Genomic DNA, 13,774 nt, shown 5'->3' on the forward strand with positions numbered 1-13,774 from the left:
AAACTACATAGAAATATGAAATAATGGTGGTAAGTGATAAATTATTATCGAAGGAGTGCATGGCTATGAAGATTTATGATATTTCTAGAAAATTAATAAATGGGATGCCTGTTTGGCCAGGGGATACGGCCTTTCATTACGAGGTCGCATGGCCAATGGAGGAAAGTGGATCCGTTAATGTGGGTAAACTTGAATTGAGCACCCATACAGGAACACATGTGGACGCTCCCTTTCATTTTGATAACAAAGGAAAACGAATCATCGAGTTGAACCTCGACCTATACATTGGTCCGGCGAGAGTTATTGATATGCAAGGTAAGGAAAGCATTGGTGCCGCTGATTTAGAAAAGATTAATCTTGATGGATGCAAACGGGTGCTATTCCGAACCCTTTCCTGGGAAAACTCTGATGTTTTCCCTGAAAAGATTCCACATATTGAGCCAAACTTAGCTCCTTTTTTAGGAAGTAAGGGAGTTCAACTGATCGGCTTGGATATCCCATCTGTCGATCCAATTGACAGTAAAGAACTGCCTGCCCATCATAGCTTGAATGAGCATGGTATTCACATCCTAGAGTCACTGATGCTTGATGAAATCGAACCTGGAGATTACGAACTGATTGCCCTTCCATTACCACTATCAGAAGGAGACGGAAGTCCGGTTCGAGCAGTCCTGAGAAAGTAGAAGAATTTGGTGTCAGGCACCAAAAAGCGTGAATCCATTGGACTCACGCTTTTTTATCTTACTAAGGAAAAGTCACTGTTCCTTTGTCTGACTTGTATATTTTTGGCGATAAATTAACCAATAACCTCCAAAGCCAATGATAATAAGTAACCCCACCAAACCTGGAACAACATAACTTTTTAATGTTGGCTGGGCAGGCGCCAATTGTTTTTGAGCCAATTTGGCCTGTTCATTTTCTGTTGCGGTGCTTTTATTGGCTGAAACAATTTTATTATTATCTGAGGTTAACGCAGCCATTTGAGCTGTTTGGCTAACTACTGAATTATTTTGAGGAGAAGAAACTTCTATTCGAGAATCGGCAAAGACAATCGTTCCTACTAGAAAAAACAACAGTGATGTGATAAGAGCAATCTTATTAAACATCATATTCAACTCCGCTATATTGTAATCTTTCTATTGTTTATTCTATCATCGTTAGTTGCAGGAAATATCACTTTTTCCGCAAAGTTCACAAAGCTTTCGAAATTTAAATCCTCTTAAAATTAACAAAAATTCTTCCCAAACATAGGAATCTCAGTGCACGGGGGGCTATTTCTCATCGGAAATCTTCCAAATCCAAACTTGATATAAATCAATTTCAAATGAAGAGAAGGGTGATAAACTGAAGCATAAACTTATACTCTTAACAAAGGGGAGCGAGAATTATGTTTGAAATCGTTGATAAGAAAGCAGTAATGGATATTCGGGAACGTATTGCAAAGGGCGAACATCCACGCCGCGAAATATTGAATTTTGTTAGAGAAGCACCAGTCGGTACCATTTTTGAAATTCACTTGCCACATCGAGGGGAGCCTCTAATCGCCAGTTTACAATCGTTAGGCATAAATGTAATTGTTAATGAAGTAGAGCCTATGCATTTTAGACTAATGGCCATCAAGCTTGATGAGATTAACTAATACCTGATACTTGTTTTAGTTGATCCAACTCTAGAATCTGTATTTGTCGGCGCCCGTCCATGCAATCTGATAATTTGTTCTTTCCCCTCTGGGGACATTTTTGTTAACTTGATCAGTCCTTCATTCACCACGAATAATGTCTCCGAATGTTCGCCATCTCGAAAAATATATTCTCCCTTACTAAAACATTTGCTTCTGGTTACCTTTTGTAGCTGTTGAAGATCCTCTTCATTCATCCCTTTAAAAACTGGTACGGATGTAATGCATGATGATTCATGAGAGCAGCAATGGTCACAGCACATTCTTAAGTCACTCCTCCGCAGTTCTTATAACTTTATAGTATCTTCTTTGAACCTTCTTTGTAGTGATTTACATCAATTCTGTTTTTCTTGATATAAATCAATGTTAACTAGAATGATTCGCATTACAATCAAAGTAAAACAAGCAGTGAAGGGGTGCTATTTAAGTGAGTATCATGGAATTAGCATTAAATGAAGTTGCCTGCTCAGGATGTATCGGAAAAATTAAAAGAGAAATGCAAAGAACATATGGAATTAAAAAAGTTAAAATCCTAACAGGTAGTGGGAAGATTCAAATAAACTTTAATGAAAGCTTTATACACTCCGAGGAAATAAATCGGAATCTTTATAAAATGGCATTGCGAATATTTGATTAATGGCTGCTCATAGTGGGCAGTTTTTTTTTTGAATATTACATCTTTATTAAGAACATAAAGTTCGTTATAATGTTTTATGTGTTACGACTGAACTCGAATAAGCGACGGTAATAATTTTCTCTTCCAGGTTAAATAATAAACAAAAATGGGAGGGATTTTTTTGGAGCATAATCAGGATAGTAAGTTTGAAGAAACTTTTCTTCCAATGACCTCGGTTGGCAATGGCGTGGGGATGGCTGTTTTACCCGATGTATATTGTTATACCGACAAAATCGTGAACCTCGTACTTGTTGGAGATCCGAATAAATCGGGGGAATTTGTGCTCATTGATACAGGTATGCCTAAGTCCGCAGAAAAAATAATGGAAATGATACAAGAACATTTTGGTGAGCGGGCCATTCCAAAAGCGATCGTTTTAACACATGGACATTTTGATCATGTCGGATCAGTGGCTGAATTGTTGGAAGAGTGGAAGATTCCGGTTTATGCTCATGACCTAGAACTTCCCTTTTTAACTGGCCAATGTGACTACCCACCTGGTGACCCAAATGTTGATAGTGGACTTGTTGCAAAATTGTCACCGATGTTCCCAAACCATGGAATTAATATAAGTGACTATGTTCATGTCCTACCTGCCGATGGGACTATTCCAAATATGCCAAATTGGAAATGGGTACATACACCAGGTCATACACCAGGACATATCAGTTTATTCCGTGAACATGATCGGGTGCTCATTGCCGGTGATGCGTTTGTGACCGTAAAACAAGAATCACTCTATAAAGTAATGACGCAAACACAGGAGATTAGCGGGCCGCCTAAATATTACACAACTGACTGGGAAGCGGCATTTGAATCCGTGAAGAAGCTAGAGGCACTCAAGCCTCAAGTAGTGGTGACCGGTCATGGGCTTCCAATGGGCGGTGAAGAACTAGCAGAAAGCCTTTGGTATTTAGTGGAGCATTTTGATGAGATTGGCCGTCCTAAGAGTGGAAGATATGTGAATTAAATATCCTAAAAAAAACTTGAGCTGCCGACGCATGCAGCTCTTTTATATGAGTAAAATGTTCTTTTTTGAGAACAAATGAAAGAATTCATAGATTTCAGGATAGATACTACAAAAATAATGGAAACTAATCGAACAATTTATGAGGTGGTAATAATGAAACTCTGTATATTCCTGCTAATTGCGGGACTATTGGATGCTGTTCTGACGCATGTTGGGATTGCTTCAGGTATCGTTTCTGAAGGGAACCCGATGATGAAACTGGTCATTGAAAAAAGCTGGTCTTATTTCTACATTATTAAAATCTTTTTGCCCCTAATCTTGCTTGGGTTGTTTTACCTGCGCCCATTAAAAGGCTGGATTCGGACGCTCTTGGTTTCTACTTGCGTTCTTTACTTCTCAGTACTGATTTATCATATGGTTTGGATTGCCCTCTATTTTAATTCTGCATCATGACTTTACACTATTCCTAACTAGACACTCCGAGATTATTACGTTAGTATCAATACGATATGTAAAGACAAATAATAAGAAAAATGATTTTATATAAAGGAGTACACTATGTTAAATACTTTAAAACCATACTTGCAGGCAGCATGGGAAAAGTCAGGATTTCAACAGCCGACTTCCATTCAAGAAGCGGCCATTCCGATGATTCTCGAAGGCAAGGATTTAATTGCCGAGTCACCGACAGGTACTGGTAAGACGCTTGCTTATCTTCTGCCATTATTACATAAAATGGATCCTAGTTTACAATCCCTCCAAGCTATTGTATTAGCTTCTTCACAAGAGTTGGTGATGCAGGTTTATCAAGAATTTCAAAAGTGGTCTGAAGGCAGTGGAATCAGAGGCACTTCCATCATTGGCGGAGCCAATATGAAACGGCAGCTTGAGAAATTAAAGAAACGCCCTCATGTCATATTTGCTACACCTGGCCGTTTACTAGAACTAATCAAACAGAAAAAAGTGAAAATGCATGAAGTAAAAATAGTCGTTCTCGATGAGGGAGATCAATTACTCATTCACGAACATCTTAATACTGTTCAAAATATTGTGAAATCAACTATGAGCGACCGCCAAGTGGTCTTGTTTTCAGCAACAATGAAACCGGCGACAGAGAAATTAGCCAAAGAAATGACGAAGGACCCAGAAGTTCTTCGCATTGAAAAGGATGAACTTGCGTCTTCCGGGGAAGTGGAGCATATTTATTTTTCCTGTGAGCCAAGAGACAAGATCAAGCTTCTTGAAAAAATCACACGTTTAGAAAATAGTAAATCGCTTGCTTTTATTAATGATATTGGCGAAATTGAAGTATTTAAAGAAAAATTACATTTTAAAGAGCTATCAATTGGAATCTTGCATAGCGACATGAAGAAGCTCGAACGACAAGCTGCATTAAAGTCTTTCCGTGATGGAAAAATGAGCATGTTGATTGCAACGGATGTAGCGGCAAGAGGACTTGATATCCAAGGAGTTACTCACGTGGTTAATATCGATTCTCCAAAGGATATCTCACAGTATGTGCACCGAGCGGGACGAACAGGCAGAATGGGTGCGAATGGAATTGTTATCTCGCTTGTTACGGAGAGGGAAGAACGAGAATTGAAACAGTATTGCCGTGAATTAAAGGTCCCGGTTAATAAGAGAGTTTTTTACAAAGGACTTATCGCTGAAGAGGGACAAAGGGAACACAAACTAAGAAGATGATAGACGGCAATGACAGTGGAGTAAAATCCACTGTCATTTTTTTATAAGAAAGGACTTTCAATTCTATTGCTTGAATAGTTAAGAAGAAGAAACGGAGGAGAACAACCATGGAAAATTCGAAATTAAAAAAAATGGCTGAAGAGTGGCTTGAAGAAGCAACTATAACACAGATCCAAGAAAAATTTGCGCAAGGGGAGCTTACAGCGAAAGAGCTTGTCTTGATGTATCTAGATAGAATCGCTAAGTATGACAAACATTTGCATTCCATCCTTGAAGTGAATCCTGATGCTTTGCAGATAGCCGAAGCGCTCGATAACGAACGAAACGAAAAAGGACCTCGCAGTCGATTGCATGGACTTCCGATCTTACTAAAAGATAACATTGATACTCACGATAAAATGCATACAAGCGCGGGGTCTCTTGCCTTAAAAGATTCAATTGCCCTCCATGATTCATTTGTGACAGAACAATTACGCAGAGCTGGAGCAGTCATTCTTGGTAAGACAAATATGACTGAATGGGCAAATTTCATGGCAATCGGGATGAAAAGCGGGTATAGTTCACGAGGCGGACAGGTTTTAAATCCATATGGACCAAGCAAGTTTGATGTGGGTGGTTCTAGCTCAGGTTCAGGAGCAGCCGTTGCCGCTAACTTTGCCACAGTAGCGGTTGGAACGGAAACATCTGGATCCATCTTAAATCCTGCTTGTCAAAATTCCCTGGTGGGAATCAAGCCTACAGTGGGTCTTATCAGCAGACGAGGGATTATTCCAATTGCACACTCCCAGGACACAGCTGGTCCAATGGCTAGAACAGTGGAAGATGCTGCAATTCTTCTAACGGCACTATGTGGAAGCGATAAGAAAGATCCCATTACCACAACAAATCCATTTGCTCAAAAAGACTTTTCCAATCATCTATTGACGCATGGACTAAGCGGGAAAAGAATAGGCATAGCCCTAGAAGGCTTTATCGAGTTATTAAGTGAAGAAAAACAAAAGGTGATTCTTGCAGCGGTTGATAAATTAAAAACCACTGGTGCTATCGTGATTGATAACATTGAAATTCCATCTGCCAAAGCCGCTTGGAAGTATGATGTTTTAACCTATGAATTTAAACCAGATCTTAATGCGTATTTAAACAGCCTCCATCCATTGATACCTATTAGAAATATAACAGACCTTATTGATTTTAATAAGAACAATGAGGAGAAAATGCTCAAATACGGTCAGGCAGTCCTGATCGAGTCTGAAGAAACAAGCGGCTCGTTAACAGAAGCTGCTTATGTTAACGCATTGGAGTTTGACCTTTATCATTCGAAAAACCAGGGAATTGATTTTGCCTTAGAAACATCCAACCTTGATGTGATTGTTTTCCCAAGTGAAGAAGGCTCTCATATTAGTGCAAAAGCGGGTTACCCATCCATTGCTGTTCCAGCTGGTTATACAGCAGAAGGGGAGCCAGTCGGGATTACATTTGCAGGAACGGCCTACAGTGAGCCTCTTTTAATCGAAGTCGCTTATGCATTTGAACAAATGACTAAATTTAGAAAAGCGCCGATCCTTGAAAAAGAATAAGACTATTTAGTTTCACTCATACTATCAATGTATTTCTCAAAAAGGAGCTGGTAGTATGGGAAGACAGAAGCTAGGTAATCAAAATGCACAACGAAATAATAATCGCAAAAAGCAAATGAGAGATAGTGAAGAGCTGGTTGAATTCACAACTGGTGAAGAAGTAAAACACAATCGTCCAAATAGTAAGTAATAAACGGCGCCTCCTTCACATGAGAAGAGAGGCGCTTTTTTGTTTGATAAGAAAGTGTAAGTTTTTGAACTTAGATTAAGATCTAGCTCCAGGTCATACGCCACTGTACAGGGCGCTTGTGCTTTCTTAGATAAACTCACTCTTCAGCAAGTAATTTTAGTGCTTTTTTCGCAGGTCCCTCGATCACGTCGCCTGAATATGCATACCGTGAACCGTGACAAGGACAATCCCATGTTTTTTCCGCATGGTTCCATTCACATTCACAGCCAAGATGGGTGCAGGTAGTATCAACAATATAAAGTTTACCTTTTTCGTCCTTATAGGCACCCGCTCTTTTTCCGTTATACATCACAACAGAACCTTCGCCATCCGACAGATCGTCCGGATCTCCTGGAACAATTTCAAGCTTGCCCTTAATTAGATGTTTGGCAACGTCGATATTAGTGGTGGCAATACTTTTTAAATCCGGGTCAGCATGGAATCGGGACGGTGAATAAAGCTCTTTGTACGGATTTTCGTTGTTTAACACATAATCGGCTAATAAACGGCCAGCCATGGTTCCTGTTGTCATCCCCCATTTTTTAAATCCCGTAGCCACTAAAATATGCTCCCGCTCAGAAGTAATTGGACCAATATATGGCAGCTTGTCCAATGTAACTAAATCCTGTGCAGACCAGCGGTAATCATATTCCTTAATCCCAAAAACCTCTTCTGCAAATGCTTCAAGATTTTCAAAATGCGCAATCGTGTCAATACCTTGGCCGGTTTTATGGTTTTCACCGCCAATTATAATGAGGTTTTCCCCATTAACTGGTGTATACCGAATCGAACGGGATGGACTGTCCGCACTAATATACATGCCTCCAGGATATTCTTTGTCGGTTTTAATTCCAATCGCATAAGACCGGTCCGCATACATTCGTGCAAAATAAAGACCTGGCAAATCGTAAAATGGGAAATGAGAGGCAATAATCACTTTAATGCAATTTACCTTGAAACCAGATTTGGTAACAACCCTTGACTGTTGTTCATCATCTTCAATGTCAGTAGCGGTTGTATTTTCAAACACCATACAGCCGGCCTTCACGGCTTCATCCAAGAGGACTTTTAAATATTTTAGTGGATGAAACTGGGCCTGATTTTGCATCATCAAGGCTGCTTTCACTTCGATATTGAATGGAATCGTATCTTTTAATGCTCCATCAATACCAAGACGTTTATATGCTTCCGACTCCGTGACCAGCTTTTCTTTATATTCATCCGTGACCGCATAAATATAAGCATCTTGTTTGCTAAAATCACAATCAATTCCTTTTTCATTTACGTTATTTTCAACAAATTTTATAGCGTTCATATGTGATTCGAAATATAGCCTGGCCTTTTCTTCTCCGAAATGGTTAATAAATTCGTCATAAATTAAATCATGTTGGGCGGTAATCTTTGCAGTTGTATGACCAGTTGTACCATTCAAAACACTGCCGGCCTCTAATAATGCGACCTTGACGCCTTCCTTTGCAAGTAAATAAGCAGCTGTAATCCCTGTAATCCCCGCTCCAACAATGGCCACATCGACAGATATATCTTCAGTTAAATTCTTAAAAGTTGGTAATTCTATTTCACGCCAATACGTTTTTGGGAATTGTGGAATTTTTTCAGATGAACTCATATATATACTCCTCCAGCCTAAAAAATGACATCAATATTAATTTTCCCAAAGGAGTTAAAATACATGTAATCAAGGAAGGATTTTCTTTACATAAAAAGAACCCAGCGTATGCAGGGTTCCTACTCCTCTTTGTCAAATTCCAATGGATCAATTCGGGTAGAGTCTTCGGTATTTAATGAACTTCTAAGGAAGTAGAAGAATGTACCTCCTATACAACCAAGTAATATAAATAAACCAATCGTTGTGACCCACCAAATTGCTGCCATTGTATTCCCCCTTTGAAAAGCGAAAGAGATGATTGTCTTAAGCTTTTCTAAAAATATATGCAAAAGGGGGGAGGATTTTTCCAACGAATTTCACTTAGTCTTTTTTCTTAAGTGAAGCATAATAGTCCACTTTTTTGATATTTACACCGACAAAGGTTTCAATAATCGACTGGCCGCCGGCAATCGATAAAATTAAGATGACCACAAAGGTAATCCGGGGAAAGAGTAAATAGGCTCCCCCAAGTAAAATGGCACTCCAAACACCTGCACACCAATAACATTTCAATAAATAACCGAACATCGATGTCGGAACTTCCTTTGTTTCTACACCAGCATCTGTTTCCACCCTGACTTTTTTAACAAAAGGTTTACGGATAAATTCGGTAATCTTATCAAAGACAATTAAATGGGTTAAACGATAACTCGCTAAAATTAACATTATATATGTCATCCATGAAATTTCCTTCACTTTTAATCCTCCATAATGTAGACCAAATTTTAAATGAATCAAAGTTAATAAAATTTTTTAATCCATTGTATATTTTGAGCATCAAATCAAGATTATATATTCGGAGGAGGCGAAAAAATGAAAAAATCTTTTTGGTTTAGTTTACTGTTTTTATTATCGCTATTTTGTATTCCAAGTGTGTCTTTTGCCCAGCAAATCTACACTGTTCAGCCGGGTGACACACTTTGGAAAATCGCAGTCAGGTATCAAGTTGGGATTTCTGAGATTATTTCTGCCAATCGGCAATTTCCGAATCCGAATCTGATCTATCCAGGTCAAAAGGTAACCATTCCTAGCTTCGATTCTGTCAAGAGCATTGAAAATCAGGTCATTCAGTTAACCAATCAGGAACGTTCGAAAAATGGTTTAAAAGCGTTAACACCAGATTGGGAACTGTCAAGGGTGGCTCGTTACAAAGCCAATGATATGAGAGATAAGAACTATTTCAGTCATACAAGTCCAACGTATGGCAGTCCATTTGATATGATGAAAAACTTTGGGATTTCTTATCGTTCAGCTGCTGAAAACATTGCAGCAGGGCAAACAACACCTGCATCAGTTGTCCAAGCATGGATGAACAGCTCTGGTCATAGAGCCAATATATTAAGTACGAAATCAACCTATATTGGAGTTGGCTACGCTCAAGGCGGCTCATCAAGACACTATTGGGTTCAGATGTTTATCTCTAAATAAGCTTAAAAGGGTCAGTATCTTAAGTATTTCGCTTAAGGACTGACCCTTTCTACGTCTTAGGACCGAGATAAAAATCAAGCTAAGGCGCAATTATGACAAACAAAGAAAAGAGGTAAGATGATATCAAGATAAAGAAAGGAGAAAAATAAAATGAAAAAATTTGGTTTATTGTTAGCAGGTGGAATTTCAGCAGTGATCTTGCTTTCAACCATTGGTCCAATGCTGGGGTTACTCGTAAGCTTGGTACTCCTCTACTTCATATTCAAACAGTTCTTAAAAGCAAAATCTACAGGTGGAAAAATCGGGCTTGGAATGATCGGCCTCATCGTCCTAATGGCCTCTTTTCATAATGCCCCAGCCCTCATAGGAGTGGCTGCAGCTTATGTATTATACCTTGTTTATAAAAAATGGAACCAAAATAAGGACACTGCCGTGAAGGAAGAGTCTGACCCATTTGTTAATTTTGAAAAACAATGGAATGAACTGAAAAATTATTAAGATTAAAAGGAGAGAATACAAATGACAAACTTATTTACAAGAATTAAAAATACGATTACAGCAGATTTACACGAGGCACTTGATCAAAAAGATAAAAAAAATCCGATTGCATTATTGAATCAATACCTGCGACAATGTGAACAAGAAACGGAGAAAGTTAGAAAGTTATTAGAACGTCAATATACATTGAAGGATGAATTTACGAGAGAATACCAGCAGGCAGTCCAGTTAGCTGAAAAAAGAAAATACCAGGCGGATGTAGCTTCTAAGGCTGGGGAAACAGAGCTTTATCAGTTAGCCTCTTCAGAGTTTGAGCAATATGCGGACCGTGCAACGCGATTAAGTGTATCGCTTGAACAAGTAAAAGGGCAACTAGCAGACTTAGAAAGAAAATATGAAGAAATGAAGCACAAAATCAAGGATATGCACCTAAGAAGGATGGAATTAATGGGCCGTGAAAATGTGACACGTGCGAACCACCAAATCAACCAAGTGCTTGATGCAAATACTTATTCAGATAAATCCTACTCAAAGTTTAAAGAGATTGAGAACTATCTTGACCGTTTGGAACATCAAGTGAATAGTTCGTTTTATCGTAATACCATTGATGCTCGGATCGCTCAGTTAGAAAAAGAAATGAAATTAGAAGAAAGCAAGTCCATTTAATTACAAATATGGTATGCTAAAAGAAAAGCGGAGGTGCGCTGCACATGGGCGCAAGGATAAAAGGCGTAGGCTTTCTGCGCCTTTTGTCCATACATTAAATTAAATGATGAGCCAAATATTTATAAGGGAGGGTGAGCCATGTTTAAAAATACCAAAAATGATTATTTAGGCTGGATGTTCATCATTGGTGCAATCATTCTAGTCATGGAAATATTATTTTTCAACAGCGGGCTTATTTTTTCCCTTATCATATCTGGCGGCATGGTTTTTCTCGGCCGCAAGCGTGCTGGGAAAAAAAGAGGAAAGTTTCTTTTTATCGGTGGAATTATCTTCTTTGTAATTAGTATCTTTCACATGATAACGTTTAGGTTCTTTTTGCTTGCCATATTACTGCATTTTTTAATTCAGTTTATTAATTCAAAAAAACATCCTAAAAAGATTACACCGGAAATCATCCAGGAGGAAGAAACCACGGAACAAGAAACTCTGATTAAAACAGAGCCATTATTTGAAAATATTGTTCTTGGTCAACAGAAGACCCCTTCTGGTGCTTATAAATGGAATGATGTAAACATCCAGGCAGGAATTGGCGATACCATCATTGATCTTAGTTTTACGATGCTTCCAAAAGGGGAAACCGTTATCTTTATACGAAATCTCGTCGGGAATATTCAAATCCTTGTTCCTTATGATATTGAAGTAAGTATCCACCACTCTTGCATAGTAGGTTCAACAAGTGTTTTCGAGCACCATGACTCGAAACTTTTCAATCGGGTCTTATACGTAAAGACACCTGGATATGAGGCAGCCGAGCACAAAGTAAAAATATTTACCTCGCTCGTTGCCGGAAATTTAGAGGTGAGCCGGATATGAGCACAACCCAGCGCCAAATTTTCTGGAGTGTCGGCTTTTCCTTTTTTATTGCGATCATAATCGGTGCCATTTTTATCTTTGTTTTTCCATTGGGCAGTTGGGCAGAATTGTGGAGTAAACAGTTCATGAATATTCCCTTTGTTATCTTTATCCCTGCTTTTAGTATTGCGGTCGGAATACTTTTAGGTGCGTTCTCTGGGATGTATTGGAGAAAACAGTTTCTCTCGGTTGAACATTCCTTGCATTTATTGGAGGAAGGGAAACAGATAGAAGTGAAGGAGAAGCCAGTGATCTCGGAAATGCAACTGATTGCCAACCGAATAGACAAAATCGGTAAACAGATGTCAGAGCAGGCTAAACTTTCTCAGCGCTTAGCCACCGAGAAGGTAGAGGACTTAGAAGGAAGAATACAAGAAATAATTGAACAAGAACGGAACCGTCTAGCCCGTGAGCTTCACGATTCTGTCAGTCAGCAATTATTTGCTGCTTCGATGATGATGTCAGCCATCAACGAAACCAAGCAGCAATCACCACTAGAAAATGACCGTGAAGCAAAGCAATTGAAAATTGTAGAGGAAATGATTCACCAATCACAGTTAGAAATGCGTGCCCTTCTTTTACATTTGCGTCCTGTTGCCTTAAAGAATAAAACACTCCAAGAAGGAATTGAAGAGCTGTTAATCGAATTATCTCAAAAGGTTGAAATGGATATTAAATGGAAAACGGAGGCCTTTCCCTTAGATAAAGGTGTGGAAGATCATCTTTTCCGAATTCTGCAAGAATCTATATCAAATACGTTAAGACATTCGAAAGCAAGCTCGCTCGAAGTTCTAATGGTTAAAAGGGATGATTTAGTCATCCTACGAATTGTAGATGATGGAATTGGTTTTGATGTTAATGAGATGAAGGCAGGCTCCTATGGAATGCAAAATATGCATGAGCGTGCTGTTGAAGTAGGCGGTACGTTAAAGGTAGTTAGTGTAAAAAATCAAGGAACAAGGCTGGAAGTAAAGATTCCGGTGATGATTAATGGAGATGGTGCCAATGATTAGAGTAGTATTTGTTGATGATCATGAGATGGTAAGAATCGGGGTTTCTTCTTATTTATCTGCACAGCCAGATATTGAGGTAGTAGGAGAAGCGGACGATGGAACAAAAGGTGTAGAACTTGCCCTAGAACTTCGCCCTGATATTATCTTAATGGATTTAGTTATGAAGGAAATGGACGGGATTGAAGCAACGAGGCGAATCATTGAAAAATGGCCTGAAGCAAAAATCATCATCGTAACCAGTTTCTTGGATGATGAAAAAGTATATCCTGCACTAGAGGCTGGAGCCACAAGCTATATGCTTAAGACATCAAAAGCTGGTGAAATAGCCAATGCAGTCCGCGCTACATACCACGGGCAATCGGTCCTTGAACCGGAAGTTACAGGTAAAATGATGGTGAAAATGCGTCAAAAGAATACCCATCTGCCACACGAAGACCTTACCTCTCGTGAAATTGAAATATTATTATTAATGGCCGAAGGCAAAACCAACCAAGATATTGCGGATGAATTGTTTATTGCCCTCAAAACCGTCAAAACCCATGTCAGCAATATTTTGAGCAAGCTCAACGTACAGGATCGAACGCAAGCAGTCATCTATGCATTTAAGCATTCATTAATTAAATAAATCCCGAAGGCTTTCCGAAATGGGAGGTCTTTTTTTTTTATAAAAATTCAAAAATATAATTGAAAATCTTTCTCATGTATTGTTATGATATAAATACAAATGAAAATGATTATCATTATAGATAACGGAGGA

The 13,774-nt window shown here is 38.8% G+C and carries 19 protein-coding genes; 14 read left to right on the forward strand and 5 right to left on the reverse strand.

Annotation, left to right across the window (positions count from 1 at the left end):
- The first annotated feature begins 65 nt into the window (after positions 1-65).
- Positions 66-683, forward strand: a complete 618-nt coding sequence (kynB, locus tag AC4QJR_RS05180) for an arylformamidase (protein ID WP_098575727.1) — start codon at positions 66-68, stop codon at positions 681-683.
- A gap of 72 nt (positions 684-755) precedes the next feature.
- Here the strand turns inward: kynB and AC4QJR_RS05185 are convergent, their stop codons facing one another.
- Complete coding sequence (locus AC4QJR_RS05185) at positions 756-1,109, reverse strand: hypothetical protein (protein WP_251459259.1); 354 nt, start codon at positions 1,107-1,109, stop codon at positions 756-758.
- Between the two features lie 278 nt (positions 1,110-1,387).
- Here AC4QJR_RS05185 and AC4QJR_RS05190 point away from each other — a divergent pair, with 278 nt between their 5' ends.
- The gene (locus AC4QJR_RS05190) at positions 1,388-1,639 is read left to right on the forward strand and encodes an amino acid decarboxylase (protein ID WP_496525530.1); all 252 of its coding nucleotides are present in this window, start codon (positions 1,388-1,390) and stop codon (positions 1,637-1,639) included.
- On the opposite strand, the gene AC4QJR_RS05195 is transcribed toward AC4QJR_RS05190, so the two are convergent.
- Positions 1,636-1,941 carry a cyclic nucleotide-binding domain-containing protein gene (locus AC4QJR_RS05195; protein ID WP_496525531.1) on the reverse strand — a complete coding sequence of 102 codons (306 nt, stop codon included), beginning with the start codon at positions 1,939-1,941 and terminating at the stop codon, positions 1,636-1,638. The two genes, AC4QJR_RS05190 and AC4QJR_RS05195, sit on opposite strands and share 4 nt — an antisense overlap.
- Positions 1,942-2,105: 164 nt before the next feature.
- Between AC4QJR_RS05195 and AC4QJR_RS05200 the strand changes: the two genes are divergently transcribed.
- The 6 genes from AC4QJR_RS05200 to ypzF all read left to right on the forward strand — a co-directional run bounded on the left by AC4QJR_RS05200 (position 2,106) and on the right by ypzF (position 6,795).
- The gene (locus tag AC4QJR_RS05200) at positions 2,106-2,315 is read left to right on the forward strand and encodes a hypothetical protein (RefSeq protein ID WP_496525532.1); all 210 of its coding nucleotides are present in this window, start codon (positions 2,106-2,108) and stop codon (positions 2,313-2,315) included.
- 160 nt (positions 2,316-2,475) lie between these two features.
- The gene (locus tag AC4QJR_RS05205; RefSeq protein WP_496525533.1) at positions 2,476-3,324 is read left to right on the forward strand and encodes an MBL fold metallo-hydrolase; all 849 of its coding nucleotides are present in this window, start codon (positions 2,476-2,478) and stop codon (positions 3,322-3,324) included.
- Positions 3,325-3,477: 153 nt separating this feature from the next.
- Positions 3,478-3,777, forward strand: coding sequence for a DUF5658 family protein (locus AC4QJR_RS05210; RefSeq protein WP_098575721.1), 300 nt, complete (start codon positions 3,478-3,480; stop codon positions 3,775-3,777).
- A 105-nt stretch (positions 3,778-3,882) separates the two neighbouring features.
- A complete protein-coding gene (locus AC4QJR_RS05215) occupies positions 3,883-5,028 on the forward strand; it encodes a DEAD/DEAH box helicase (protein ID WP_496525534.1) in 1,146 nt (381 codons plus the stop codon).
- A gap of 107 nt (positions 5,029-5,135) precedes the next feature.
- Positions 5,136-6,605 carry an amidase family protein gene (locus tag AC4QJR_RS05220; protein WP_496525535.1) on the forward strand — a complete coding sequence of 490 codons (1,470 nt, stop codon included), beginning with the start codon at positions 5,136-5,138 and terminating at the stop codon, positions 6,603-6,605.
- 55 nt (positions 6,606-6,660) lie between these two features.
- A complete protein-coding gene (gene ypzF, locus AC4QJR_RS05225) occupies positions 6,661-6,795 on the forward strand; it encodes a protein YpzF (protein ID WP_257148580.1) in 135 nt (44 codons plus the stop codon).
- Between the two features lie 136 nt (positions 6,796-6,931).
- Here the strand turns inward: ypzF and AC4QJR_RS05230 are convergent, their stop codons facing one another.
- The 3 genes from AC4QJR_RS05230 to AC4QJR_RS05240 form a co-directional block, all read right to left on the reverse strand.
- Positions 6,932-8,461, reverse strand: coding sequence for an FAD-dependent oxidoreductase (locus AC4QJR_RS05230; protein WP_496525536.1), 1,530 nt, complete (start codon positions 8,459-8,461; stop codon positions 6,932-6,934).
- Positions 8,462-8,580: 119 nt separating this feature from the next.
- A complete protein-coding gene (locus tag AC4QJR_RS05235; protein WP_251459243.1) occupies positions 8,581-8,727 on the reverse strand; it encodes a hypothetical protein in 147 nt (48 codons plus the stop codon).
- Positions 8,728-8,821: 94 nt separating this feature from the next.
- Positions 8,822-9,196, reverse strand: coding sequence for a DUF1360 domain-containing protein (locus AC4QJR_RS05240; protein ID WP_496525537.1), 375 nt, complete (start codon positions 9,194-9,196; stop codon positions 8,822-8,824).
- A 117-nt stretch (positions 9,197-9,313) separates the two neighbouring features.
- Here AC4QJR_RS05240 and safA point away from each other — a divergent pair, with 117 nt between their 5' ends.
- The 6 genes from safA to AC4QJR_RS05270 all read left to right on the forward strand — a co-directional run bounded on the left by safA (position 9,314) and on the right by AC4QJR_RS05270 (position 13,642).
- Positions 9,314-9,928, forward strand: coding sequence for a SafA/ExsA family spore coat assembly protein (gene safA, locus AC4QJR_RS05245; protein WP_496525538.1), 615 nt, complete (start codon positions 9,314-9,316; stop codon positions 9,926-9,928).
- Between the two features lie 150 nt (positions 9,929-10,078).
- Positions 10,079-10,426 (forward strand): lmo0954 family membrane protein, encoded by a 348-nt coding sequence (locus AC4QJR_RS05250; RefSeq protein ID WP_496525539.1) that lies wholly within the window; start codon positions 10,079-10,081, stop codon positions 10,424-10,426.
- A 21-nt stretch (positions 10,427-10,447) separates the two neighbouring features.
- A complete protein-coding gene (locus tag AC4QJR_RS05255) occupies positions 10,448-11,092 on the forward strand; it encodes a PspA/IM30 family protein (protein ID WP_496525540.1) in 645 nt (214 codons plus the stop codon).
- 138 nt (positions 11,093-11,230) lie between these two features.
- Positions 11,231-11,965, forward strand: a complete 735-nt coding sequence (gene liaF / locus AC4QJR_RS05260; RefSeq protein ID WP_496525541.1) for a cell wall-active antibiotics response protein LiaF — start codon at positions 11,231-11,233, stop codon at positions 11,963-11,965.
- Positions 11,962-13,017, forward strand: coding sequence for a sensor histidine kinase (locus AC4QJR_RS05265; RefSeq protein ID WP_496525542.1), 1,056 nt, complete (start codon positions 11,962-11,964; stop codon positions 13,015-13,017). The genes liaF and AC4QJR_RS05265 overlap by 4 nt, the downstream gene beginning before the upstream one ends.
- Positions 13,010-13,642 (forward strand): response regulator transcription factor, encoded by a 633-nt coding sequence (locus AC4QJR_RS05270; protein WP_098575711.1) that lies wholly within the window; start codon positions 13,010-13,012, stop codon positions 13,640-13,642. Before AC4QJR_RS05265 ends, AC4QJR_RS05270 begins: the two co-directional genes overlap by 8 nt.
- Positions 13,643-13,774: the final 132 nt, after the last annotated feature.

The sequence above is a fragment of the Neobacillus sp. BP17 genome, from assembly GCF_059579525.1.

Coding starts and splice junctions, on each gene's coding strand:
- safA (WP_496525538.1), top strand. CDS start 9,314: ATGAAAAAATCTTTTTGGTTTAGTTTACTGTTTTTATTATCGCTATTT.
- AC4QJR_RS05185 (WP_251459259.1), bottom strand. CDS start 1,109: ATGATGTTTAATAAGATTGCTCTTATCACATCACTGTTGTTTTTTCTA.
- AC4QJR_RS05195 (WP_496525531.1), bottom strand. CDS start 1,941: ATGTGCTGTGACCATTGCTGCTCTCATGAATCATCATGCATTACATCC.
- AC4QJR_RS05230 (WP_496525536.1), bottom strand. CDS start 8,461: ATGAGTTCATCTGAAAAAATTCCACAATTCCCAAAAACGTATTGGCGT.
- liaF (WP_496525541.1), top strand. CDS start 11,231: ATGTTTAAAAATACCAAAAATGATTATTTAGGCTGGATGTTCATCATT.
- AC4QJR_RS05265 (WP_496525542.1), top strand. CDS start 11,962: ATGAGCACAACCCAGCGCCAAATTTTCTGGAGTGTCGGCTTTTCCTTT.
- kynB (WP_098575727.1), top strand. CDS start 66: ATGAAGATTTATGATATTTCTAGAAAATTAATAAATGGGATGCCTGTT.
- AC4QJR_RS05250 (WP_496525539.1), top strand. CDS start 10,079: ATGAAAAAATTTGGTTTATTGTTAGCAGGTGGAATTTCAGCAGTGATC.
- AC4QJR_RS05215 (WP_496525534.1), top strand. CDS start 3,883: ATGTTAAATACTTTAAAACCATACTTGCAGGCAGCATGGGAAAAGTCA.
- ypzF (WP_257148580.1), top strand. CDS start 6,661: ATGGGAAGACAGAAGCTAGGTAATCAAAATGCACAACGAAATAATAAT.
- AC4QJR_RS05210 (WP_098575721.1), top strand. CDS start 3,478: ATGAAACTCTGTATATTCCTGCTAATTGCGGGACTATTGGATGCTGTT.
- AC4QJR_RS05255 (WP_496525540.1), top strand. CDS start 10,448: ATGACAAACTTATTTACAAGAATTAAAAATACGATTACAGCAGATTTA.
- AC4QJR_RS05220 (WP_496525535.1), top strand. CDS start 5,136: ATGGAAAATTCGAAATTAAAAAAAATGGCTGAAGAGTGGCTTGAAGAA.
- AC4QJR_RS05270 (WP_098575711.1), top strand. CDS start 13,010: ATGATTAGAGTAGTATTTGTTGATGATCATGAGATGGTAAGAATCGGG.
- AC4QJR_RS05190 (WP_496525530.1), top strand. CDS start 1,388: ATGTTTGAAATCGTTGATAAGAAAGCAGTAATGGATATTCGGGAACGT.
- AC4QJR_RS05235 (WP_251459243.1), bottom strand. CDS start 8,727: ATGGCAGCAATTTGGTGGGTCACAACGATTGGTTTATTTATATTACTT.